The sequence below is a fragment of the Empedobacter sp. ULE_I140 genome, assembly GCF_053482575.1.
The window spans coordinates 2,942,075-2,965,110 of sequence record NZ_JBQMTX010000001.1 but is presented as its reverse complement, the minus strand read 5'-3'; the positions used below and the strand labels follow the sequence as shown (position 1 = coordinate 2,965,110).

Sequence of the window (23,036 nt, the reverse complement as noted above, 5' to 3'; positions counted from 1 at the left end):
AACACTCTCTTAATTTTTAGAAAGAGGTGTCCAAATCATTTTGACAACGTACAGAAGTCAACCACATTTCTCTTATTTTTTCTTTTCCTTCTTCGGGTACTGTAAAACTATAGTGGTAACGATTAGCTCGATAATCGTAAACATCAATAATTCGGTTGTTTTTTCGAATGTCACGAGGGTCTAGTTTAGCTTGACTATTAGAATCATTGAAGAGAAAACCTCCATAGGCGATTTGTCTATTATTTAGTTTGAGAGGAGGAGCATCGAGTTTGGTTGTACCATCTTTGAGATGGATAGTTGATAATTGAGCTGTCGAAATAGTATCAATTGTGTTTCCTCTGCCTTTATCTTGAAGCATAGAGTCTATTATACGGTATTCATTGCGATAGAAATAGGTATAAATAACATTTTTTATAATAGGATCATAAGCAAAAGTACCATCGGTATCAAAGACTCCATCCATTTTTTTTCGAGTATTTTAGTATTAAATGAAATATGATGTGTAGTCGTATTTTGTAATCCCAGAATATTTTCTCCTGTTTGTGTACTTTGACCTCTAAAAATATAATTGGAGGAACTTGTTTTGACTATTCTTGAAAAATAGGCTTGATTTTCGAATTGTCTGTATGCTTTTTTAGAAGGAAGTTTACCTTCAAAAATTGCAGGAACATAGCCGTCAACTAAGCTGTAATCTGGATAATTAACTTGTATACGTGCATTTTGAAAAGGTAAATCCATTTGGTCTAATTGTATAGTGTCTATTTGTAATATATCGTTTTCAGGAAAAATTGTTCCTAATAATAGAGGAGCGGTTGTTACACCTAAGAAAATAGTATCTCCTTGAGCAACTGCAAAATAAAAACCATTAGAAGGTAATGTTATGTTGGTTGGATGATCAATTGCATGTGGTTGAAATTTTCGAATAAAAGGATTGTTGATCCTCATTGTTTTTTCGGAAGAAATATGAAGAAAATAGAGTAATCCAATGCCTATAAAGATCTCAGTGAATAATAGTATACTAATTTTAAACTTCGAATAAGAGGTTTGAATAATAATGGCAATATATGCGAGTAAAACAAAAACAAGATTAAAAACTATGTGTTGTTCCCACGATAATTTTTCGAGAATCCCTCCACAAGAACATGGAATAAAATCGCTGTAATGTAAGATAATGTAAATGTAGGCAGTAAATGCGATCATTATAATGAAAGAGGCATGTAATGCAATTTGTCGTGTAGAACGAAAACACAATAATAGCGTAATAATGAGCTCTATACTTATTACGGCATAACCAATCCATGTTGCATAAGCTGTAAGAATAGGTGATTGTCCCAATTGCGTTTGAAAAGTCTCAAAATCGATAAGCTTACTGACTGCTGCATAAACAAATAAAACAATAAAAAGGTAGCAGATGAGTGTTTGTAAAATAGGAGTTACTTTTCTCATGTTTTTGTGTTTTACGGTTAACGGTAAAAGGTTAACGGTTAATGCTATACAAAGTTCAGAGAAGTTATTGAGCAAGTCAATACCTATTTTTAGAAAAAACAGACCAATTTTTGTTAATTCTACTCATTTTTTAAAAATAGAACTCATTTTTTTGAAAAACCTCTCATTTTTGATGAGTTTTAGAATTGTTCTATATAAGGTAGTCTTATTTTAACCAGATTATTTGAAAACCTTTTTCTCGATACAAAATTCTTTTAGAATTCCACTCGAAATGATGGTTGTGTAATTGAAATGGGCAGAATCTACAATGTGATTGTATTTATTTTAACCACATAGAGGTATAGAAATTAGAAGATTTACAAAAGAGTAATCAATAGTTTACCATAGAGTTTTCATTTTATGAAAATGAGAATATTTTTAGTAGAGAGGTTTACGGCCAAGAGTTGCTTGTGCTGAGCCTGTCGAAGCATTGATTACTTTTTTGCTCTCTTCCCTGTAAGGCATATGAATACCGATAATTAAAATAGATAAGCTATGAATAAAAAAGTGACAAAAGATTTCTCGATACCTCGAAATGACATATTGAATGCGATTCTGAGACAAGCCTAGAATGACAAAATCCGTAAAACGTTAAGCGTAGAACGTAAAACGTAGCAAAACCTATGTTTCTATTGTGGTTAGAGAAATTAAGTGTTAAAAAGTGTTAAATTCCTGTATCGGTGTATATCGAAAATGACACTTTTCTGTATCGGTTGTGTATCCGCGCTGTACCCATTCTGTATCCATTGTATATGCGTTCCGTATGGTTTGTTCGGTGTTCGTGTATCGGTGTTTAGTTTGTAAAAAGTACTATGTATTAAGTAAAAGTCACTTCGAGAGCCTCAGTGACCTTATTAATAATGAAAACGAATTTGAATGTAAAAAAATCCGACGATTTAGAATCGAAATGCAATTCAACTCTAAATTATTGGAATAAAAAAGTTGAGGTGTTTGAACGAAGTGAGTTATCAACTTTATGGAAATAATTTATTTAGTTGAATCATTGAGAGACTACTGTCGGCATCTTTTTTTGTTTCGTTTTTTGGATGAGCAAAAAATGAAAAGAAAATTTCATAAAATGACAGAATATTAGAGAAACAATATGTTAAAAAGTGTTAAAATCCTGTATCGGTGTATATCGAAAATGACACTTTTCTGTATCGGTTGTGTATCCGCGCTGTATCCATTCTGTATCCATTGTATATGCGTTCCGTATGGTTTGTTCGAGGTTCGTGTATCGGAAGGGATTGTTAAGATGTAGTATGTATTAAGTAAAAAGTACAGATTAGATGTTAGAATTGTAGTATGTAAAAAGTATAATGTAGTAAGTATTTGAGGTTAAGAATGAGGTTCTGAACATAATTACGAGAATAAGAAGATAATTAGTAGTTCATTATTTTATTACGTTCATTTTTGTCTTGACACAAAAACGAACCAAAAAAGTCAAGTCTGTGCTTACAAGTCGGTCAATAACGGCTACTCGCTAAATGCTTTAGAACATTCGCATATGAAATGCGAACATAAATCATTTTTAACGCTCTTTACGCCGAATTGACACTCGACTTTTCAGCAATGACGATTTATAAATTCATTGTTAAAAAAGGATTTGAATATTGAAAAAGGATGAAAAAACCGGCATTAAAACTCTCACGTTAAGAAAATGGATGAATGGAGCGTTAAAAAGATTTTAGCCCGTAGGGTTTTTAAAATCTTTAGTGGAATGAGAATATTTTTAGTAGAGAGGTTTACAGCCAAGAGTTTTTTGATTACTTTTTTGCTCATAAAAAAGTGATAGAAAGTATTTTACATTCATTTTTTATTCATGAGTCATTATTGTTTTCAAATGAATTCATATACCCTTCAGGGAACCTTGATGAAAAAACATTTGAGATTAAGAGGAGAAGCTTTATAAGCTTCGGTATATTACTTTTTTGCTTGATCAAAAAGTAATCAAAAAATCAAGACCGCGATTTTCGACGTTCAATTACCATCTCACGCACTAAAAAGATTAAATGATTCGCATACACGCTTGTTTCAATGGATTGAAACTCGTCTACAAATCGTATGTCGACTCTAAAATCCGTTATTAAAAAAGGATTTGAATATTGAAAAAGGATGAAGAAAATGGCATTAAAACTCTCACGTTAAGAAAATGTTTGAATGCAACGTTAAAAAGATTTTAGCCCGTAGTTTTTTTTAAAATCTTTAGAAAAATGATAACATTTTTAGTAAAGAGGTTTACAGTCAAGCGTTTTTTGTTTCGTTTTTTTGCGCTCAAAAAATGAAAAAACCGTATACAATGGCTCATATTTCTTTTAACTTATCTTGAATTAGCTATACACAAATTACACGTGTATGAAAAAACAGAAGAAGTTGATTATGTAGCTCGGGAGAACAAGTATAGCCGTTATGAAAAGCGTTTAGCTATGAAAATGCAATGGCAGAAAGGGTTAATGGAATAATTAAAATGGAGTTTAACCTGTATGAAAGTGCATTAGGTTTTAACCAAACAAAGATTAAAGTTATTAATAGTATTACCCGTTGTGAATTTTGATTACTAAATAATAAAGTTGTTCATTTGATTGAAAATCAGTAAATTGCTTTAACCACAAAACATTTACAATGAACAACTTACTTGCAAATTACGAAAGAATATTGGAAGTTCTACGAAAAATTTCCACAGATACACTTTTAATTTATTAACGTAGAAGACCTAAACTTTTTGATTTAGAAGTCATAAGTCTTGTTTTAACAGCTGAATTTATGGGTATTGATAGTAAAATCATTTATTTCGAAATCTTCCTAAAGGGCTAAGTTGTAAAATTGAGCGTAGTATTTACAATCGTAGAAAACGAAGATTATCAGAGCAAATTAATAGTATTCGACTTAAATTAGCGAAAGAATTTAATGAATTTGAAAATTGTTTTATCGTTGATAGTATGCCCTTGGAGGTGTGTAAAATAGTAAGAATTAATCGCTCAAAAATTTGCAAAGAACATCAGTATAGTGCACCAAATAGAGGTTTTTGTGCTTGCAAATGTCTTTTTATGGCTATAAACTTCATGCTATTTGTTCTTTAAATGGTGTTTTCCAGAGTATTGATATCAGTCCCGCATCTGTTCATGACATTCATTTTTTGAAAGATGTTAAAACTCAAATGTGTGATTGTTTGCTACTTGGAGATAAAGGGTATTTATCACAAACAATTCAAATTGACTTATTTAATGAAGCTAATATTCGATTAGAAACACCGAAAAGATCCATTCAAAAAGATTACAAACCTCAGTTTTATCCATTTAAAAAGTATCGAAAAAGAATTGAAACGTTATTTTCTCAACTATGCGATCAATTTATGATTAGACGTAATTATGCAAAGACTTTTGAGGGGTTTAAAACCAGAATTCTAGCTAAAATTACTGCACTTACTGTGGTTCAGTACATTAATAAAACATATTTTAATCGAAATATTAACAATCTAAAAACTCAAATTATTTAAAATGCACAACGGGTTAATAGTATTAAATCATATAATGAATTAAGACCATATACAAGTTGTGATTATTTAACTCCAAATGCTGCACATTTACAGTCAGAAAATTAAAGAAAAGATGGAAAAACTATAATAGAAGTTTTAATAATCAAAACTTCCTTGTATAATAAATTTAGGATTAAGATCAATTGGTGTATAACTATAACAGGATTTATTTAAAAACATGTATAGTTATTTTAGGACGGGTCATAGTACCGGGATACTCCCAACATCAAGGCAAGATGAAGGCAACATAGTGGCAGTAGAATGTATGTAAAAGATTTTTGTAGTTTAAGTATTATGATGATAATATAGTTGCTTTATACAAAAGCATAAACGTATTAAGTTACAATAATTATTAAAATAAAAAAGGAGCTATTAATTAGCTCCTTTTTTATTTTGATGTTTTTTGGCGTGCAATTCTTTCAATGTTGCTTTTTGTTCTGGCGTAAAAACAGCATTGATTTCATTAAACTCCTTTTGACGAACTTCTTTCATTTTCTTTTTCAATTCCAGTTTTTCGTCTTTGTAGCTGTCTTCAATTTGTTTGATTTTAATGACTTGCGCATCTGTCAAGTTCAAATCTTTTTTTAATTGTTGTAATTTCTGCTCTCTCGATCCTTCATTTCTGTCTTGCGCTGAAGCAGTTGTTAAAGTGAAAGCAATTAATCCTAATCCTACATATTTATAAAATGCTGTTCTCATAATTATCAACTTTTTTTGTTTATTTATTCTTAAGACTTCAAAAAATTAAAAAGGTTTAAAACAATAAATGTTAAAATTTTTCGGTTATGATGAAATCTTTTAAAAGATGTAACATTTGAGATGAATAATCGACCAATATTTTTTTAAATTATTTTTGAAATCGATTAAACCTTTTTCAAAAAGGATTGTCAAACAAGTTGTAAAATTATAAAACTACAAAACGAAAAATTAAACAAATGAGGTTAAGAAGTTTATTTGCTTTGATTTTTATTTGTGTTTGTGCAGGATTGAATGCGCAAGAGCTTTTAAAAATTAAAGGGAAAGTCTTATCAAGTGAAAACAAACCTGTAGAATACACTACAATATCGCTTGAAAGCTCGGAAGATGGAGTTGTGGCAGAAGCGGCAACGGATGCAAAAGGAGAATTTACAGTAGAAGCAAAGGCTGGGCAATATGTTCTTGTGATTGAGCCATTGGGATACGATGTAATAGAAAAACAGATTAATTTAGAATCTGCATTAGATTTAGGAACTTTTACTGTAAAAACGACGCAAACAGTTTCGTTAGGAGCAGCGGTTGTAACAGCGGAAAAACCAATTTATAAGGTAGAATTGGACAAAAAAGTGTATGATATGGCGAATGATCCAATGTCGCAAGGTCAAACATTGTCTGATGCTTTAGCAAATGTACCATCGGTTTCTGTTGATGCAGAAGGAAATGTTTCGTTGAGAGGAAATGATAATGTAAAATTCTTGATTGATGGAAAACCTTCGGGAATGTTAGGTGTTTCGGATGTAGCGGAAGCTTTAAAAAATATTCCAGCCGAAAATGTAGAACGTATTGAATTGGTAACAAACCCTTCTGCTCGTTACGAAGCTTCAGGTTCTGCGGGGATCATCAATATTGTATTGAAAAAAGGTTCTAATACAGGTTTTAATGGTTCTGTAACCTTGAATGGAGGAATTCCTAAAATGGTTGGAGGAAATGTAAACTTGAATTATAAAACAAAAAAATATAACATTTTTACAACTTTAGGTTCTCGTTATATGGATAGAGAAGGTGAAGGTTCTGCTTTTATGACAAGTTATAATGAAGGAACAGATGTTGTAAAACAATATAGATCTACAAACCGAGATAATAATAGAATTCGTAGAAATTACAACATTCGTTTGGGTGGAGAATATTATTTAGATGATAAAAATACAATAGGTTTATCTGCAGGTTATCGTTACAATAATGGAAATAACAATGCTTTAGTTGATTATAATTATTTTGATAATGCAATGACTTTCTTGAAGAATGAATATAATCTTCAGAATGAGAAAGAAATTGAAAATAACTTTGATTTAGATTTTAATTATAAACACGAGTTTGATAAAAAAGGTCATGAATTTGTTTTTACAGGTCGTTTTTCATCTCAAAAAGAAGACGAAGATGGTCTTGTTGATGGATTGACAAAAGAACTTGATAAAACAACTGGAATTTATAAAGATAAAATTACAAATCGTATTACTGATAATTTAGAAGATCAGAAAAATATTGTTTTAACGGCAGATTACGTTCGTCCAATTGGAGAAAAAGGAAAATTTGAATTGGGTGCTCGTGCTGATTTTAGTGATACAAAAACAGATAACAGAACGTATTTTTTACAAGCTAATGGAGATTACGAAGCTGATAGTAGATTTTTTGCAAATGTAGATAATCAACAAAATGTATTAGCGGCTTATGCACAATATGGAGATGCAATTGGAGAAAAATTTCAATACTTCGCAGGTTTACGTTTAGAGAGTTCTGATATGAAAATCAAAAACTACACAAGCGGAGAAAATATTTCAAAAAAATATACAGATTTATTCCCAACATTAACGTTGAATTATAAGTTTACTGAGAAAAACGAATTACAATTAAGTTATTCTCGTCGTGTTCGTCGTCCAATGGGATTCATGTTAATGCCTTTCTTTTCTGCAACAGATGATAGAAATGTAAGAAATGGTAATCCAGATCTTAATCCTACTTATACAAATTCATACGAGTTAGCTTATATCACAACTGTAGGAAAGTTGATGGTAACGCCAAGTTTATTTTACCAAAGAACAACTGATATGATTAATCAGTTTCAACGTAAAAATTATAACGATAACGGAGATGAAGTATTTATTACAAAACCAATCAACATTGGTGATGAAGATCGTTATGGTTTAGATTTAACAGCGACTTACAAACCAGCTAAATGGTGGAGTTTGATGTTCAATGTAAATTTATTTGGATACAATAGAACAGGTTTCTACGAAGAAACAAACGTTGTAAAAGATCCTGTAACAGGAGTAGAAAGTACAAAAGTAGATACGCAAGATTTCTCTGGAGACGGATTTAGTTCTCGTGGACGTTTGTCTTCTAACTTTATATTACCTGCAGATTTCAAAATTCAGGTTGCTGGAAATTACATGGGAAGCATGAAAACGGCTCAACAAAAAATTGAAGATAATTTGTCAATGGATTTTTCTTTATCAAAAGATTTATTCAACAAACAAGCTACATTATCTTTAAATATTCGTGACGTGTTCAACTCAAGAAAAAGAGAATCTACTACTTATGGAGCAGATTACACTAATTACGAAAGTATGCGTTGGATGAAACGTTCAATTAACTTATCGTTTACATATCGTTTTAAGAAAACAAACGAAAGAGAAAAGAATAAACAACAACGCCCAGATGGAGAAGAAATGGGAGGTGGAGAAGAAATGCAAATGCAAGCAGCTTCTTAAGAGTTTGAAAATAATCGATAAAAAAATGGATCGCAATTGCGATCCATTTTTTTATCATTTTGAATGAAAACGAATTATTTGTTTTTTAACAAATCACGAATTTCAGCCAATAATTCTTCTTGTGTTGGTCCTGCAGGAGCTGGTTCTTCAGCAGGGGCTTCTTTTTTCAATTTGTTAATTCCTTTAATCATTACGAATAAAGCAAATGCAACAACTATAAAAGAAATAGCAGCAGCTAAAAAGCTACCATATTTAATTGCAGTCCCTGGTATTACTAATGCAGCTAAATTTTCAGCGTCAATAGCTTTCAAGGCTGGATTTAAAATGGCTGGCGTAATGATATCTTCAACTAAAGAAGTAACAATTTTACCAAAGGCACCACCGATAACTACACCGACAGCTAAATCTACTACGTTACCTTTTACTGCAAACTCTTTAAATTCTTTAAAAAATCCCATAAGTCTATAATTTATTTCTAAGTTTATAATAATTCTAAGGTTGATTGATATCTAATCTATTTTTAGAAGAGATAAATAAGTATAAACCGATTAACATAAAAGGAATACTTAAGATTTGACCATTGTTTAATCCTATATTCAACATTTGAGCAACTGCTTCTTCTCCTTGATTTTCTTTATAGAACTCAACAACAAATCGTATTAAAAATAATAAAAATAAGAATATGCCTAACAAAGCTCCCAAATATTTTGTCTTATCTGTTTTGTTGTACATATAAAGCATAATAATTCCTAAGATAACATATCCAATCGCTTCATAAATTTGAGCTGGATGACGAGGAATTACTTCTCCATATCCCAAACTTTGTTGATGAAATTTTACTGCCCAAGGTAATTCTGATGCTTTTCCTACAATTTCTGAGTTGTAAAAATTTCCAATTCGAACCGCAGCTCCACCAAAAGGAACAACAACAGCAATACGGTCTAACAACCACAATACATTACGATGCAAATATTTTCTACTAAATAAATAGGAAGTTAAAATTACACCTAATGCTGCTCCGTGACTTGCAAGTCCACTAAATCCTACAAATTCGTAATCTTGTAATAAACCAAAGAAAGCACTTTGTCCTGGTGAATGTTGTACAGGTAAGAAAACTTCGATTGGTCGTTCGATAAACGCTGCTGGATCATAAAAAATATATTCTCCGAGTCTTGCACCTACAATTGCTCCAATAAATGTGTAAAGGAATAAAGGGTCAAGTAATTCTTTTTTCTGATTTTCTTTCTTGAAAATATTTGACATCAAATACCAGCCTACGACAAAGGCAACTATCCAACATAAACTGTAAATATGTACTTTGAATCCTGCTATTTCAAATAAATAAGGTTTTGGATCCCAATCGATAAACGAAATTAAGTTAATCATTAATTTTTCTTTTTAGGTACAGGGTCGTATCCATGTCCTCCCCAAGGATGACAGCGACCAATTCTTTTTGTTCCGAGCCACAAACCTTTTAGCAAACCATGTTCTTTTAGCGCCTCTATCATATAAGAAGAGCAAGTTGGTTGATATCTACAATTGCTTCCCATCCAAGGAGAAATTGCTAATTGATAAAATCTTACCAACAGAATAAATGGTGTAACCAAAATTTTGTTCATCTCACAAAGTTAATCAATAACCGAAATAAAAAAGAATCAATCTAAAAAGTTTATGCTTTTGCAGATTGATTCTCTATACGATACGTGCTTAACGCATATTATTTTTTAGTATAACTCGCTGGATCTAATGCTTTGTAAGACCAGTTTTGTAAAAACTCTAACACAACTTTCGGATCATGTCCTTTCACTTCTTTGCTTTCAAGATAAGCTGAGTTTTGTGTGTGAATTAAATTTCCTTTCTCATCTAAAATTACAAAAACAGGAAATCCAAAACGCTCTGGATGTTTCAATGCATCTAACGTTTCTTCGTTTTTATTTTTTGGAGAATAATTTACATGAACCACTTCATAATTATTCGCAATATAATCTTTTACTTCTTGATTTTCTTTTGTCAATTTATCAAACATCACACACCAAGCACACCAATTACCTCCAATTTGCAATAAAACGTGTTTCTTTTCTGCAGAAGCTTTTTGCACCGCATTTGCGATATCTACTTTCGGATTTGCTTCTTCGCTATAAATTTTTGGTTTTTCAGTTTGTTGACCAAATGCAAAACTTAACGATAAAATCATTAAGCTAAAAAACATAGTTAATTTTTTCATTTCAAATTCTAAATATTAAGTCGAATTTACAATAAAAAATTATGCCGAAAACGTTTTTCTACGAATTAATAATCGTGTAGTATAAATTTAGTTTTTCTTGAACAGAATTTATTTCATTATTTTTTTCGTTTTGATTAAATTGATTAATCATATTGATTGAGAATTTTGATTCAAATTCTAAACGGTCCAATTCTATTTCATAAAAATTAATTTGATGATGAATTTGTGTGAAATAATAATTCACCAATTCAACATACATCAATCTAAGTTCTTGATTAACTCTGATAAATTCTACAAATTCTTGCAATTCGACCAAAAACTCAATCATTTGTTTATTGATTTCTGATTGTTTATCTTTTAGTTTAATCTTTTTCAAATAATCAGTTGATAAAGCAATTTTATCACCCAAAAGTTGGTGCTTTCTTGTTAAAATTAAAGCACATTCTAACGCTTTCTTCATCATTTTAATTTTTTATTCTAACACAAAGAAAATAAATCTAAATGCCAAAATATGTCGCCCAAAAAATCATTCATTTTGACAAAACATTCCCTAACTTTGAAATCTAAACAAGATTTTATGAATGCGCCTTTAGCAGAAAGAATGCGTCCAAAAACGCTTGAAGAATACATTAATCAAAAGCATTTGGTGGGCGAAAACGGACCAATAAAAATGATGTTGCAACATGATATGATTGCTTCGATGATTTTTTGGGGACCGCCAGGGACAGGAAAAACGACACTAGCTCAATTGATTTCCGAATTAACTGATCGACCTTTTTATACGTTGAGCGCCATAAATTCTGGTGTGAAAGAAGTGCGTGAAGTAATTGAAAAAGCAAAGAATCAAAATTTGTTTTCGGGAACGAAAAATCCGATTTTATTTATAGATGAAATTCATCGTTTCAATAAATCACAGCAAGACAGTTTGTTGGGAGCGGTAGAAACTGGTTTGGTGACTTTGATTGGAGCGACAACCGAAAATCCAAGTTTCGAAGTTGTGCCAGCTTTGCTTTCACGTGCGCAAGTTTATGTGTTGAAACATCTCGAAAAAGAAGATTTAGTCGATTTAATTGAACGAGCTATAAAAAAAGATACAGTTTTATCTAAATTAAATATTGAATTAGTTGAAACAAATGCATTATTAAGATATTCGGGAGGTGATGCAAGAAAATTATTGAATGGTTTGGAGTTGGTAATTAATAGTTTTTCTCCAACTGATAAAATCATCATCAACGATGAAATTGTGCATGAACGTATTCAGCAAAATTTAGCACGTTACGATAAAACGGGTGAACAGCATTATGATATTATTTCGGCTTTTATCAAATCGATTCGTGGTTCAGATCCGAATGGAGCGGTTTATTGGTTAGCTCGAATGATTGAAGGTGGTGAAGATTTGAAATTTATTGCGCGACGAATGTTGATTTCAGCTTCCGAAGATGTAGGAAATGCAAATCCAACTGCAATGATTTTGGCGAATAATACATTTCAAGCTGTTTCGGTGATTGGTTATCCAGAATCTCGAATATTATTGAGTCAATGTGCGGTTTATTTGGCGAATTCTCCAAAAAGTAATGCGACTTATTTAGCGATTGGTAAAGCGCAACAAGTTGTGAAACAAACAGGGGATTTACCTGTTCCGTTGCATTTACGAAACGCACCAACTAAGTTGATGAAAGATTTGGATTATGGAAAAGAGTATAAATATTCGCACGATTTTCCAGGTAATTTTGCTGAACAAGAATTTCTGCCTGATGAAATTTCTGGAATGACATTTTATGAACCAGGAAATAATAAACGTGAGCAAGTAGATAAACAATCACTTAATCAAAAGTGGAAAGGTAAGTATGGGTACTAAAATTAAAAATCCCAGTTAATCATTTGTTAACTGAGATTTTAAGGTTTGGTTGATTTTTTGGTTTAGATTGATTTTTTGGTTTAGATTGGTTTTATATGATAATAGGTTGGTAAATGTATACACACAAGGTTTGTGCCAAAACTTAATAAAAAGTAAAAAATTGATTAAAAAATAGAAAGAATTAAACTTTTTCTATTTGAAAAAGAGATTTATATTTATAAAATAAAGAAAATGAAACAAATACAAATTATAAACGGACCTAATTTAAATTTACTTGGGGTTCGCGAACCAGAAATTTATGGAACACAAACTTTTGAAGATTTTTTTGAACATGAATTGAGAAAGCAATTTCCAGAAGTTTCGTTGCATTATTTTCAATCAAATCACGAAGGAGATATTATTGATAAATTGCACGAAATTGGTTTTAAATATGACGGAATTATCTTGAATGCTGGTGCGTATACGCATTATTCGTATGCGATTGCAGATGCGATAAAAGCGATTACGACGAAAGTAATAGAAGTTCATATTTCGGATATTTATGCGCGCGAAGATTTTAGAAAAAATAGTGTAACAGGTGAAAGTTGTCTAAAAATTATTTCAGGAAAAGGTTTGCCAGGTTATGTTGAAGCTGTGAATGATTTTGTGAAATAATTAATAATCATTATCTTAACAAGATTAAAATCTATTACCTATGAAGAAAATTATTTTAGGATTAATCTTTGGATTAACCATTGTTAGTTGTAATTCGAAAGCTGATAAACACAATGCAGAGCAAAAAGCTCAGGCAATGACGGCTTGTGAACAAGCGGCAATAACACCAGGGATATCTGCGGCTAAAAAAGAACTGATTACAAAATATTGTGACTGTTCGACAGATAAAATGATGGATGAATTTACGCATACAGAAATGATGCAAATGAATAATCCAACACCTGAATTACAAGAACGATTAATGAAATTAATAGAACCTTGCATCAATGATTTGAAAACAAAATCTGCTGAATTAGGAGAGTGATAAACAAAAAGTCGGAACTTCGTTCCGACTTTTTTAATATTCTTTTTTGTATTGTTCTTTCTTGAACTCGTCTACAAGATGTTCGTTCAAACTATCAATGTAGCCTAAGATTTCTAATTTACCAATTTTACTCGAAGCCGAACTTGTAAAAATTTTTGGTAACTCTTCCCAAGTTTTTAATAACTCGTTTTTGTAATGATTCAAGTTTTTTTGCATTTGTGTACTCGTTAGTTTATCTAATTTTGTAAACACAATCGCAAACGGAATTTGTTTGTTTCCTAACCATTCCATAAACTGTAAATCTATTTTTTGAGGCGTGTGTCGAGAATCAATCAATAAAAAAACATTGACCAAGTTCTTGCGAAACTCAATGTAATCATAAATCATTTTATTGAAACCACCACGAACACCTTTTGGTGCTTTAGCAAAACCATAACCTGGTAAATCGGCTAAATACCATGTGTCATCCATTTCGAATGTATTAATCAATTGAGTTTTACCTGGAGTTGCAGAAGTTTTAGCTAACGCTTTTTTATCTGCTAACATATTGATTAATGATGATTTTCCAACATTAGAACGCCCAATAAAAGCGTATTCAGGTTTGAAAGGATCTGGACAGTCTGTATATTTTTGCGAACTTTTTACGAATTCAGCTTTTTTAATCATAATTATGCTTTAGTGGCTGGATCTAATTGTTTTTCGATTAGCCATTTGTATAAAATTTCGTTGAATAATTCAGGGTGTTCCATCATTGGAGCGTGCCCGCATTTATCAATCCAAAATAAAGAAGCGTCTGGTAATTCTTCTTCAAATTCTATTGCAACTTCTGGTGGAGTTACATTATCTTGTTTTCCCCAAATCAAACAAACAGGCATTTTGATGTCTTTCAAATCGGCTTTCATGTTAGATTTGATGGCATCTCTTGCAATATATAAAGTTTTGATAGCTTTATTTCTGTCATTTACAGTGTCAAAAACATCATCTACAATTTCTTTTGTCGCGATTGCAGGATCGTAAAAAACTTCGCGCGTTTTACGTTCTACATATTCGTAATTACCACGTTTTGGGTAAGTTTCTCCAAAAGATTTTTCGTACAAACCAGAACTTCCTGTTAAACAAAGTGCCTTTACATATTCTGGATGTCTGTGACAAACCATCAAACCAATGTGCCCTCCTAAAGAATTTCCAACTAAAATAGCTGGTTCTTTAACGACTTCTTCAATAAAATTTGCAACATGTTTTGCAATATTTTTGATATTGGTATTGATGACAGATAAAGAATATAATGGTAATTCTGGTGCGAAAACCTTATATCCTCTTTGTGCATAATAATTTGTAAGTGAGCTGAAATTGCTAAGTTCACCCATTAATCCATGAAGCAAAACAATTGGTTGTCCCTCTCCTTCTTCTATGTAAGAGAACTTATCTTTTTTCTTTAAGCTAAAAAACATTTACTCGATATTAAGTCGACAAATTTAATTAATTATATTTTTTATTTCGTGGTTTATATGAAAAACTTTAACAATCTATATTAATCAATTACCAAAACAAGGTCTATATAAAAATTATTTTTGATTTTATACATGGTATTTGCGTTAGAAAAAACATAACTATCTGATACTAAATTTTAAATTGTTGATAACTATTTCAATAAAAGTGGTAAAAAATGGTAATTTGTGGTAATATTTTCTTTATTTTTGGAAAAATTCTATCATGAATTCATTAATTGGAACATATGAGTGTAAGGTAGATACAAAGGGTAGACTCCCAATACCAGCGGGTTTGAAGAAACAACTTGCTGAATATTTGGAAGATGGCTTTGTATTGAAAAGATCTGTGTTTCAAAATTGTTTAGAACTGCACCCTATGAAAGAATGGGAAAAAGTGATGAATGATTTGAATAAATTGAATCGATTTGTGAAGAAAAACAATGATTTTATTAGAATTTTTACGGCTGGATTAAAAATTGTTGAAGTTGATGCAAATGGAAGGCTACAGATTTCAAAAGATTTAGTGAAATTTGCAGAAATTAATAAAGAAGTAGTTCTTAATTCTTCTGTAAACATGATCGAGATTTGGGATAAAGACAAATATGAAGAGTCGATTAATGTAGATGATTTAGATTTTGCTTCTTTGGCAGAGGATGTAATGGGAAATTTAGGAGAAGATGAGTGAATATCATAATCCAGTATTATTAAAAGATAGTGTTGATGCGTTAATTATTAACGAATCAGGTATATATGTAGATTGTACGTTCGGTGGTGGAGGTCACTCACGTGAAATATTAAGTCGTTTGGATCAAAATGGGAAATTGTTTTCATTTGATCAAGATATAGATGCGGTTCGTAATAAAATTGATGATAATCGATTTGAGTTAGTTGAGCAAAATTTTAGATTCTTGAAAAATAATTTAAGATTTCGTGGAATAAAACAAGTGGATGGTGTTTTGGGGGATTTGGGAGTTTCTTCTCATCAGTTTGATACGCCTGAACGTGGTTTTTCAACTCGCTTTGATGGAGAATTGGATATGCGAATGAATCAGAATGCAAAACTTTCTGCCAAAACAATTATTAATGAATACGAAGAAGAAGATCTTGCTCGTGTTTTTTATGATTTTGGAGAATTGCAAGGTTCGTATCGTTTGGCGAGAGAAGTTGTGAAAGCAAGAGCAAATAAACAAATCAATACAATTGATGAGTTGAAGCAAATTTTTTCATTCATTCCAAAAATGAAAGAAAATAAATTTTTCGCTCAAATGTTTCAGGCTTTACGTATTGAAGCAAATGATGAAATGGCTGCATTGAAAGAGATGTTGACGCAATGTGGTGAAGTGATAAAACCAGGTGGTCGTTTGGTGATAATTTCGTATCATTCGTTAGAAGATCGTTTAACAAAACGCTACATGAAAAACGGAATGTTTGAAGGTGAACCTGAACGTGATGTTTTTGGAAATTGGTCGGCGCCTTTCAAACCTTTACAATCAAAGGTGATTGTGCCAACGCAAGAAGAAATTAATGAAAATCCTAGAGCTCGTAGTGCGAAAATGCGTATTGCGGTTCGTAATGAGGATTAAAAAATAGGAATGGCAAGAAAGAAAAAAATATTACCAGAGAAAAAAACTTTTACAGGTTTGTTGAGAGGTGAGTTTTTAATCAAAACTGGCTCAGAACAAAACTGGAAGTTCATGTTGTATCTGGTAGGTTTGGCTTTTTTGAGTATTTCGAGTTCGCATTTAGTTGATCGAAAAGTGGTTCGAATCGCTGAATTGCAAGATAAAGTAGAAGATTTAAAATCTCAATATACAGATAAGCATCGCGATTTGATGCGTATGCAATTAGAAACGGAAATTTTGGAGCGTACGGCAGTGTATGGTTTGAAAATTCCAGATAAACAACCTTATTATATAGTAGACAAAGTTTATGACGAAGTCAGCGAAAAATAAAAACAATATTGTCATCAAAGGATGGATATTTGCCGGCGCGCTAGCGATTTGGGCTATCTTTATTATTGTTTTTATGTTTCGAATTAATATTGTAGAAGGGATTGAATTAGAGCGTTTTGCTGAAAAGAATAATTTTAGATTAGATACCGTTACGGCGGAGCGTGGTAATTTATATGCTTCTAATGGTGCATTAATGGCTACAACTGTTACAAAACACAACGTTTATGTGGATTTGACGGTGATCAAAGATGAATTATTTAAAACAGAAATGCACAATCTTGCCGATTCTTTAGGTAAGATGTTTACAAAATCTCCCTCTTATTTTTACGACAAATTTTCTACAGAACGTAAAAAGAAAAATCGTTACATGATGTTGGTGAAAGATTTGGATTATGAGCAATATCAACGCATCAAAAAATTTCCAATCTTCAACAAAGGTCAAAACAAAGGTGGATTTATTCATGAAACTGAATCAAAACGAGAATTAATCGTTCAAGATATTGGTATTCGTACAATTGGTTACGATGATCAACGCGGAAAAGTTGGATTAGAAGGAGCTTATTCTGACTTATTAAGCGGTATTGAAGGTCGTCGTTGGGAGCAATTTATGGGACGTGGAAAATGGAAACCAATGAAAAGTTGGGAACAAGAGCCTCAAGCCGGATCATCTGTTTACACAACAATAGATGCCGATTTGCAAATGGTTGCTTATGATGCTTTGTACAAACAACTTTCTGAATTTGAAGCGCAACACGGAAGTGTGGTTGTGATGGAAGTTCAGACAGGAAAAGTTCGTGCAATTGTAAATTTATCTCGTAAAAAAGACGGAACATATATCGACGATTATAACTATGCGGTTGGTGAAGCTGCTGAGCCAGGATCTACTTTCAAAACAGTTTCGTTGCTTGCGGCAATGGATGATGGATTTATCAATAAAAATTCGACAGTAGAAACGGGAGGTGGAAGTTATAAATTCTATGGACGTACAATTACAGATACACATGGTTATGGAACCTTAACTGTAGATGGAGTAATGAAGAAGTCCTCAAACATCGGGACAGCAAAAATCATAAATAAATTTTACGGAGAAAATCCAAAGGCTTTCTTCGAAAAAATGGATAAATGGCATATGACTTCGCCTCTTGGAGTAGATATTCTTGGAGAAGGAAGTCCAATTATGCACCGTCCAGATAGTAAATCTTGGAGTAATATTACGTTACCTGTTATGGGATACGGGTATGGTTTACAATTAACTCCAATTCAGATTGTGACTTTCTATAACGCAGTGGCAAATAATGGTAAAATGCTGAAGCCATTATTTATGGATAAAATCACACGTAAAGGTGAACCTGATAAAATTTTCGAACCAGTTGTTTTGGTTGATCAATTAACTACTTTGGAAAATGTAAAACAAATGCAAGAAATGCTTCGAGGAGCAGTAGAACAAGGAACGGGACGTATTATTAGTAATAGTAATTACGATATTGCTGGTAAAACAGGAACTGCTCGTGTTGATTATTGGAAGCGAGATGGTAAAGGAATGCAATATCGTGCATCATTCGCAGGATATTTTCCAGCAGAAAAACCAAAGTATTCTTGTATTGTTGTTGTTCACAAACCAAATACAGCCAAAGGGTTTTATGGAGGTAGTGTAACTGCTCCAGTTTTTAAGAAAATTGCCGATTGGGTATATTCAAAAACTCCCATACCTTTGCCACGCGATTTAGTAAAAAAGAACGCGGTGAAAGAGTTTAAAAAAGGAGATGATATTAATGTTAGTAATTCTAAAAATATAGTGCCAAATGTGACTGGTCATACAGGATCTAAAGCAATTCCGGTATTAGAAAATTTAGGTTTAGATGTACAATATTCAGGGTTTGGAAAAGTAACAAATCAATCCATTCCTGCGGGAACAAGATTTAAGAAGGGTGAGACAATTTATTTAATGTTGGAAGGATGAGAAATTTAGTTGATTTATTATATAAAGTTTCCATCTCAGAAACGATTGGTTCAACAAAAGTTGAAGTCAATAATATTCAATTTGATTCAAGAAAAGTATCAAACGATGATGTTTTTGTCGCTGTAAATGGAGTTACAGTTGACGGTCATCAGTATATAGAAAAAGCGACTGGTTTAGGTGCTAAAGCAATTGTTTGCGAAGTTTTGCCAGAAAATTTAGTTGAAGGAGTAACGTATGTGAAAGTTGAAAATTCAACGATTGCATTAGGAATTTTAGCTTCTAATTTTTATGGAAATCCAACAAAAGATTTAAAACTTGTTGGAGTTACAGGTACGAATGGAAAAACAACAACGACAACTTTGTTGTACGAATTGTTTACAAAATTAGGTTATGCTTGTGCATTAATTTCGACGATTAAAATTGTAATTGATGGTGAAGTGATTCCGTCTACCCATACAACGCCAGATATTTTGACATTGAACAAAATGTTTCGCGAAGCGGTAGATAGAGGATGCGAATTTGCTTTTATGGAAGTTTCTTCGCACGGAATTCATCAAAATAGAATTGCTGGTTTGCATTTTGAAGTGGCTGGATTTACGAATATCACACACGATCATTTAGATTATCACAAAACGTTTGCAAATTATCTTGCAGCAAAAAAGAAATTCTTTGACGATTTACCAAAAACGTCTACGGCAATTTCGAATGCAGATGATAAAAACGGAAAAGTAATGCTTCAGAATACAGTTGCTACGAAAAAATTGTATGCGCTAAAAACTGATGCAGATTTTAAAGGAAAAATTATTGAACACCAATTTGATGGAATGCAATTAGAATTCAATGGAAAAGAATTCTGGACATCATTAATTGGTCAATTCAATGCATATAATTTATTATTAGTTTTTGGTGTAGCGTCAATATTAGGACAAGATGAATTAGAAGTTCTAAAAGCGTTGAGTACACTTGGAAATGTTGATGGTCGTTTTCAAACATTCAAAACAGAATCAGGAATTATTGTAATCGTAGATTATGCACATACGCCTGATGCGTTAGAAAATGTATTAGATACAATAGAAGGAATTCGTACCAAAAATGAAAAACTAATAACAGTTGTAGGTTGTGGTGGAGATCGTGATAAAACAAAACGTCCAGAAATGGCGGATATCGCGAGCGAAAAATCTAATCTTGCCATTTTTACATCAGATAATCCAAGAACAGAAGATCCAGAAGAAATTCTTCGTGAGATGGAAATTGGTGTAAAAGCGCAATTTTATAATCGCACCTTGAAGATTACAGATCGAAAAGAAGCTATAAAAACAGCACTTAAAATGGCCGAATCAAAAGATATTATTTTGATTGCGGGAAAAGGTCACGAGACGTATCAAGAAATTAACGGAGTAAGAACACATTTTTCTGATGTAGAAGTTGCATCAGAATTGAGTAAAATATTGAACAAATAAAGAATGTTATACTATTTATTTGATTATTTAGAAGGTATCCATTTTCCAGGAGCGCGTATGTTTCAATACACGTCTTTCCGTGCGGGAATGGCAATTTTATTGGCAATGTTCATCAGTTTGTTTTACGGAAAACGAATCATCAGTTATTTACGTAAAGAACAAATGGGCGAAATTGTTCGTGATTTAGGTTTAAAAGGACAAATCGAAAAAGCAGGAACGCCAACAATGGGTGGTTTAATCATCATTTTGGCGACATTAATTCCGACTTTACTTTTTGCGAGATTAGATAATATTTACATTATCATTTTGTTGGTTTCAACAATTTGGTTAGGTGTGATTGGTTTTTTAGACGATTACATCAAAGTTTTTAGAAAAAACAAAGAAGGTTTACAAGGTAAATTTAAAATTTTAGGACAAGTTGGTCTTGGAGTTGTAGTTGGATTAATGCTTTATTTCAGTCCAACAGTGACTGTAAAACATCAAGAAAATAGAGTAAAAACGCCTGTAGGAACAGAACAAACAGAATACAGCCGACAAATAAAATTTGGTTCAGAAGAAAAAACGTTAGAAACAACAATGCCTTTCGTGAAAGGAAATGAATTTAACTATTCTGATATTTTATTTTGGATGGATGCGCAAGATCGACCAACATGGGCGGTTGCAGCGATTTTTATTTTTGCAGTAATTTTTATCATTACAGCAGTTTCGAATGGAGCAAATTTAACAGATGGAATCGACGGTTTAGCAGCAGGTAGTTCGGCTGTGATTATGGCGGCAATCTCGATGTTTGTTTTCGTTTCCGGAAATTTAATGTTCGCCGATTATTTGAACATTATGTTTATTCCGCGTTCAGAAGAAGTCTTGATTTTCTGTGGAGCTTTCCTTGGAGGTTTGATAGGATTTATTTGGTATAATACCTATCCAGCTCAAGTGTTCATGGGTGATACAGGAAGTTTAACAATCGGAGGAATTATTGCTGTTTTAGCAATTATCGTTCGTAAAGAATTATTATTACCAATTTTGTGTGGAATATTTTTCGCAGAAAGTTTATCAGTAATGTTACAGGTGTCTTATTTCAAGTACACGAAAAAGAAATTTGGTGAAGGTCGTAGAATCTTTTTGATGTCTCCTCTACATCACCATTTTCAGAAGTTAGGTTATCATGAAAGTAAAATCGTGGTACGTGCAATTATCATCGGAATCATTTTAGCAGTAATTAGTATTATTACCTTAAAGATTAGATAAAAAATGAAAAGATTAGTCGTTTTAGGAGGAGGAGAAAGTGGCGTAGGAACAGCTATTCTTGCGAAGAAAGAAAACTTTGATGTTTTTCTTTCGGACATGGGACAAATAAAAGACAAGTATAAACAACTTTTGGAGGAGCACGGAATTGCTTATGAAGAAGGTCAGCACACAGAAGAATTAATTCTGAATGCCGATGAAGTAATGAAAAGTCCAGGTATTCCAAAAAAAGCAGCGCTAATTCAGAAATTAGAAGCGAAAGGAATTTCAATTATTTCTGAAATTGAATTTGCGTCTCGTTATACAGATGCAAAAATTATTGCGATTACAGGATCTAATGGAAAAACAACAACAACAAGTTTGATGTTCCATATCCTAAAGCAAGCTGGATTAAATGTAGGATTAGGTGGCAACATCGGAAAAAGTTTTGCAAAATCTGTAGCTGAAGATAACTTCGATTATTATGTACTAGAAGTAAGTAGTTTTCAGTTAGATGATATCAAAACAGATTTCAAACCGTATGTTGCAATTTTGCTGAACATTACACCAGATCATTTAGACCAATACAATTATCAGTTTGATTTGTATGCAAAGGCTAAATTCAGAATTACTGAAAACCAAGATGAAAACGATTATTTTATCTACAATTTGGATGATCCAAAAACAATGGAGATGATTGATCAGATTGATATTCGTGCTCATCGCAAACCGTTCACAATGATGGATGCAACAAATGAAGCATACGCAAACAATGAATTGTTCCGTGTGAACGATTCGAATGGTGATTTTACAATGTTAGTAAATGATTTAGGATTAATTGGTAAACACAATGTTTCTAATTCATTGGCTGCGGCTGTAGCTGCAAAAATTATTGATATCAATAATGAGGAACTAAAAAAGAGTTTGTCTGATTTTAAATCGGTTGAACATCGTTTAGAGCCTGTTTTGACAATTGGAGGAATAGATTTTATCAACGATTCTAAAGCAACAAATGTGAATGCAACATATTTTGCTTTGGAAAGTATGACGAAACCAGTTGTTTGGATTGTTGGAGGAACTGATAAAGGAAACGATTACAACGAAGTTTTACCTTTCGTGAAAAAGAAAGTGAAAGCAATTGTTTGTTTAGGTGTTGATAACGCAAAAATTGTTGATTTTTTCAGTCCATATATCGATACAATTGTTGAAACAAATACAATGAAAGATTGTGTAGAACAATCATATAAATTAGCAACAAAAGGAGAAACGGTTCTTCTGTCACCAGCTTGTGCAAGTTTCGATTTGTTCAAAGGTTACGAAGATCGTGGAGATCAATTTAAAGAAAACGTACGCAAATTATAATAACATA

General features: G+C 32.1%; 21 protein-coding genes and 1 pseudogene. 12 read left to right on the top strand and 10 right to left on the bottom strand.

From position 1 onward, the window contains the following. Nucleotides 1-16: 16 nt before the first annotated feature. The gene (locus tag ACTS9J_RS14330; protein WP_448353389.1) at nt 17-463 is read right to left on the bottom strand and encodes a hypothetical protein; all 447 of its coding nucleotides are present in this window, start codon (nt 461-463) and stop codon (nt 17-19) included. Further along, complete coding sequence (locus ACTS9J_RS14325; RefSeq protein ID WP_448353388.1) at nt 412-1,446, bottom strand: MauE/DoxX family redox-associated membrane protein; 1,035 nt, start codon at nt 1,444-1,446, stop codon at nt 412-414. Before ACTS9J_RS14325 ends, ACTS9J_RS14330 begins: the two co-directional genes overlap by 52 nt. A gap of 2,661 nt (nt 1,447-4,107) precedes the next feature. Between ACTS9J_RS14325 and ACTS9J_RS14320 the strand changes: the two are divergent. Next, nucleotides 4,108-4,981, top strand: a pseudogene (locus ACTS9J_RS14320) (IS982 family transposase). A gap of 411 nt (nt 4,982-5,392) precedes the next feature. On the opposite strand, the gene ACTS9J_RS14315 reads toward ACTS9J_RS14320, so the two are convergent. Further along, complete coding sequence (locus ACTS9J_RS14315) at nt 5,393-5,719, bottom strand: hypothetical protein (protein ID WP_280051108.1); 327 nt, start codon at nt 5,717-5,719, stop codon at nt 5,393-5,395. A 236-nt stretch (nt 5,720-5,955) separates the two neighbouring features. Between ACTS9J_RS14315 and ACTS9J_RS14310 the strand changes: the two genes are divergently transcribed. Beyond that, nucleotides 5,956-8,484: a TonB-dependent receptor domain-containing protein gene (locus tag ACTS9J_RS14310; RefSeq protein ID WP_448353387.1), complete on the top strand. Its 2,529-nt coding sequence runs from the start codon at nt 5,956-5,958 to the stop codon at nt 8,482-8,484. Between the two features lie 74 nt (nt 8,485-8,558). On the opposite strand, the gene mscL is transcribed toward ACTS9J_RS14310, so the two are convergent. The 5 genes from mscL to ACTS9J_RS14285 form a co-directional block, all read right to left on the bottom strand. Then, a complete protein-coding gene (gene mscL, locus ACTS9J_RS14305) occupies nt 8,559-8,942 on the bottom strand; it encodes a large conductance mechanosensitive channel protein MscL (protein WP_125349655.1) in 384 nt (127 codons plus the stop codon). 34 nt (nt 8,943-8,976) lie between these two features. Then, nucleotides 8,977-9,870, bottom strand: a complete 894-nt coding sequence (gene lgt / locus ACTS9J_RS14300; RefSeq protein ID WP_125349654.1) for a prolipoprotein diacylglyceryl transferase — start codon at nt 9,868-9,870, stop codon at nt 8,977-8,979. Then, the gene (gene yidD / locus ACTS9J_RS14295) at nt 9,870-10,103 is read right to left on the bottom strand and encodes a membrane protein insertion efficiency factor YidD (RefSeq protein ID WP_125349653.1); all 234 of its coding nucleotides are present in this window, start codon (nt 10,101-10,103) and stop codon (nt 9,870-9,872) included. The genes lgt and yidD overlap by 1 nt, the downstream gene beginning before the upstream one ends. Nucleotides 10,104-10,201: 98 nt before the next feature. Then, nucleotides 10,202-10,693 carry a thioredoxin family protein gene (locus tag ACTS9J_RS14290; protein ID WP_448353386.1) on the bottom strand — a complete coding sequence of 164 codons (492 nt, stop codon included), beginning with the start codon at nt 10,691-10,693 and terminating at the stop codon, nt 10,202-10,204. A 73-nt stretch (nt 10,694-10,766) separates the two neighbouring features. Then, complete coding sequence (locus ACTS9J_RS14285) at nt 10,767-11,171, bottom strand: hypothetical protein (RefSeq protein ID WP_291100865.1); 405 nt, start codon at nt 11,169-11,171, stop codon at nt 10,767-10,769. Nucleotides 11,172-11,285: 114 nt separating this feature from the next. Between ACTS9J_RS14285 and ACTS9J_RS14280 the strand changes: the two genes are divergently transcribed. The 3 genes from ACTS9J_RS14280 to ACTS9J_RS14270 all read left to right on the top strand — a co-directional run bounded on the left by ACTS9J_RS14280 (nt 11,286) and on the right by ACTS9J_RS14270 (nt 13,584). Then, nucleotides 11,286-12,566 (top strand): replication-associated recombination protein A, encoded by a 1,281-nt coding sequence (locus ACTS9J_RS14280; protein WP_448353475.1) that lies wholly within the window; start codon nt 11,286-11,288, stop codon nt 12,564-12,566. Nucleotides 12,567-12,797: 231 nt separating this feature from the next. Beyond that, nucleotides 12,798-13,220, top strand: coding sequence for a type II 3-dehydroquinate dehydratase (locus tag ACTS9J_RS14275; RefSeq protein WP_125349650.1), 423 nt, complete (start codon nt 12,798-12,800; stop codon nt 13,218-13,220). Between the two features lie 40 nt (nt 13,221-13,260). Then, complete coding sequence (locus ACTS9J_RS14270) at nt 13,261-13,584, top strand: hypothetical protein (RefSeq protein WP_291064082.1); 324 nt, start codon at nt 13,261-13,263, stop codon at nt 13,582-13,584. A gap of 33 nt (nt 13,585-13,617) precedes the next feature. Here the strand turns inward: ACTS9J_RS14270 and yihA are convergent, their stop codons facing one another. Together yihA and ACTS9J_RS14260 are read right to left on the bottom strand one after the other, a co-directional pair. Beyond that, on the bottom strand, nt 13,618-14,250 hold the full coding sequence (yihA, locus tag ACTS9J_RS14265; RefSeq protein ID WP_084106860.1) for a ribosome biogenesis GTP-binding protein YihA/YsxC: 633 nt from the start codon (nt 14,248-14,250) through the stop codon (nt 13,618-13,620). 2 nt (nt 14,251-14,252) lie between these two features. Then, complete coding sequence (locus ACTS9J_RS14260; RefSeq protein WP_448353385.1) at nt 14,253-15,035, bottom strand: alpha/beta fold hydrolase; 783 nt, start codon at nt 15,033-15,035, stop codon at nt 14,253-14,255. A 262-nt stretch (nt 15,036-15,297) separates the two neighbouring features. Here ACTS9J_RS14260 and mraZ point away from each other — a divergent pair, with 262 nt between their 5' ends. From mraZ to murD, 7 genes are read left to right on the top strand one after another with little or no spacing between them, the layout of a single operon-like run. Beyond that, nucleotides 15,298-15,759: a division/cell wall cluster transcriptional repressor MraZ gene (mraZ, locus tag ACTS9J_RS14255; RefSeq protein WP_291064081.1), complete on the top strand. Its 462-nt coding sequence runs from the start codon at nt 15,298-15,300 to the stop codon at nt 15,757-15,759. Further along, nucleotides 15,752-16,657, top strand: coding sequence for a 16S rRNA (cytosine(1402)-N(4))-methyltransferase RsmH (gene rsmH / locus ACTS9J_RS14250; RefSeq protein WP_291064080.1), 906 nt, complete (start codon nt 15,752-15,754; stop codon nt 16,655-16,657). Before mraZ ends, rsmH begins: the two co-directional genes overlap by 8 nt. Nucleotides 16,658-16,666: 9 nt before the next feature. Continuing rightward, nucleotides 16,667-17,026 (top strand): FtsL-like putative cell division protein, encoded by a 360-nt coding sequence (locus ACTS9J_RS14245; protein WP_448353384.1) that lies wholly within the window; start codon nt 16,667-16,669, stop codon nt 17,024-17,026. Continuing rightward, nucleotides 17,004-18,986: a penicillin-binding protein gene (locus ACTS9J_RS14240; RefSeq protein ID WP_448353383.1), complete on the top strand. Its 1,983-nt coding sequence runs from the start codon at nt 17,004-17,006 to the stop codon at nt 18,984-18,986. Before ACTS9J_RS14245 ends, ACTS9J_RS14240 begins: the two co-directional genes overlap by 23 nt. Next, complete coding sequence (locus ACTS9J_RS14235) at nt 18,983-20,446, top strand: UDP-N-acetylmuramoyl-L-alanyl-D-glutamate--2,6-diaminopimelate ligase (RefSeq protein WP_291064078.1); 1,464 nt, start codon at nt 18,983-18,985, stop codon at nt 20,444-20,446. The genes ACTS9J_RS14240 and ACTS9J_RS14235 overlap by 4 nt, the downstream gene beginning before the upstream one ends. A gap of 3 nt (nt 20,447-20,449) precedes the next feature. Further along, on the top strand, nt 20,450-21,691 hold the full coding sequence (gene mraY / locus ACTS9J_RS14230) for a phospho-N-acetylmuramoyl-pentapeptide-transferase (RefSeq protein WP_221855353.1): 1,242 nt from the start codon (nt 20,450-20,452) through the stop codon (nt 21,689-21,691). Between the two features lie 3 nt (nt 21,692-21,694). After that, complete coding sequence (gene murD / locus ACTS9J_RS14225; protein WP_448353382.1) at nt 21,695-23,029, top strand: UDP-N-acetylmuramoyl-L-alanine--D-glutamate ligase; 1,335 nt, start codon at nt 21,695-21,697, stop codon at nt 23,027-23,029. Nucleotides 23,030-23,036: the final 7 nt, after the last annotated feature.

Coding starts and splice junctions, on each gene's coding strand:
- mraY (WP_221855353.1), top strand. CDS start 20,450: ATGTTATACTATTTATTTGATTATTTAGAAGGTATCCATTTTCCAGGA.
- yidD (WP_125349653.1), bottom strand. CDS start 10,103: ATGAACAAAATTTTGGTTACACCATTTATTCTGTTGGTAAGATTTTAT.
- ACTS9J_RS14325 (WP_448353388.1), bottom strand. CDS start 1,446: ATGAGAAAAGTAACTCCTATTTTACAAACACTCATCTGCTACCTTTTT.
- rsmH (WP_291064080.1), top strand. CDS start 15,752: ATGAGTGAATATCATAATCCAGTATTATTAAAAGATAGTGTTGATGCG.
- ACTS9J_RS14315 (WP_280051108.1), bottom strand. CDS start 5,719: ATGAGAACAGCATTTTATAAATATGTAGGATTAGGATTAATTGCTTTC.
- ACTS9J_RS14245 (WP_448353384.1), top strand. CDS start 16,667: ATGGCAAGAAAGAAAAAAATATTACCAGAGAAAAAAACTTTTACAGGT.
- ACTS9J_RS14275 (WP_125349650.1), top strand. CDS start 12,798: ATGAAACAAATACAAATTATAAACGGACCTAATTTAAATTTACTTGGG.
- ACTS9J_RS14280 (WP_448353475.1), top strand. CDS start 11,286: ATGAATGCGCCTTTAGCAGAAAGAATGCGTCCAAAAACGCTTGAAGAA.
- ACTS9J_RS14240 (WP_448353383.1), top strand. CDS start 17,004: ATGACGAAGTCAGCGAAAAATAAAAACAATATTGTCATCAAAGGATGG.
- mraZ (WP_291064081.1), top strand. CDS start 15,298: ATGAATTCATTAATTGGAACATATGAGTGTAAGGTAGATACAAAGGGT.
- ACTS9J_RS14235 (WP_291064078.1), top strand. CDS start 18,983: ATGAGAAATTTAGTTGATTTATTATATAAAGTTTCCATCTCAGAAACG.
- ACTS9J_RS14330 (WP_448353389.1), bottom strand. CDS start 463: ATGGATGGAGTCTTTGATACCGATGGTACTTTTGCTTATGATCCTATT.
- mscL (WP_125349655.1), bottom strand. CDS start 8,942: ATGGGATTTTTTAAAGAATTTAAAGAGTTTGCAGTAAAAGGTAACGTA.
- ACTS9J_RS14270 (WP_291064082.1), top strand. CDS start 13,261: ATGAAGAAAATTATTTTAGGATTAATCTTTGGATTAACCATTGTTAGT.
- ACTS9J_RS14260 (WP_448353385.1), bottom strand. CDS start 15,035: ATGTTTTTTAGCTTAAAGAAAAAAGATAAGTTCTCTTACATAGAAGAA.
- murD (WP_448353382.1), top strand. CDS start 21,695: ATGAAAAGATTAGTCGTTTTAGGAGGAGGAGAAAGTGGCGTAGGAACA.
- yihA (WP_084106860.1), bottom strand. CDS start 14,250: ATGATTAAAAAAGCTGAATTCGTAAAAAGTTCGCAAAAATATACAGAC.
- lgt (WP_125349654.1), bottom strand. CDS start 9,870: ATGATTAACTTAATTTCGTTTATCGATTGGGATCCAAAACCTTATTTA.
- ACTS9J_RS14310 (WP_448353387.1), top strand. CDS start 5,956: ATGAGGTTAAGAAGTTTATTTGCTTTGATTTTTATTTGTGTTTGTGCA.
- ACTS9J_RS14290 (WP_448353386.1), bottom strand. CDS start 10,693: ATGTTTTTTAGCTTAATGATTTTATCGTTAAGTTTTGCATTTGGTCAA.
- ACTS9J_RS14285 (WP_291100865.1), bottom strand. CDS start 11,171: ATGATGAAGAAAGCGTTAGAATGTGCTTTAATTTTAACAAGAAAGCAC.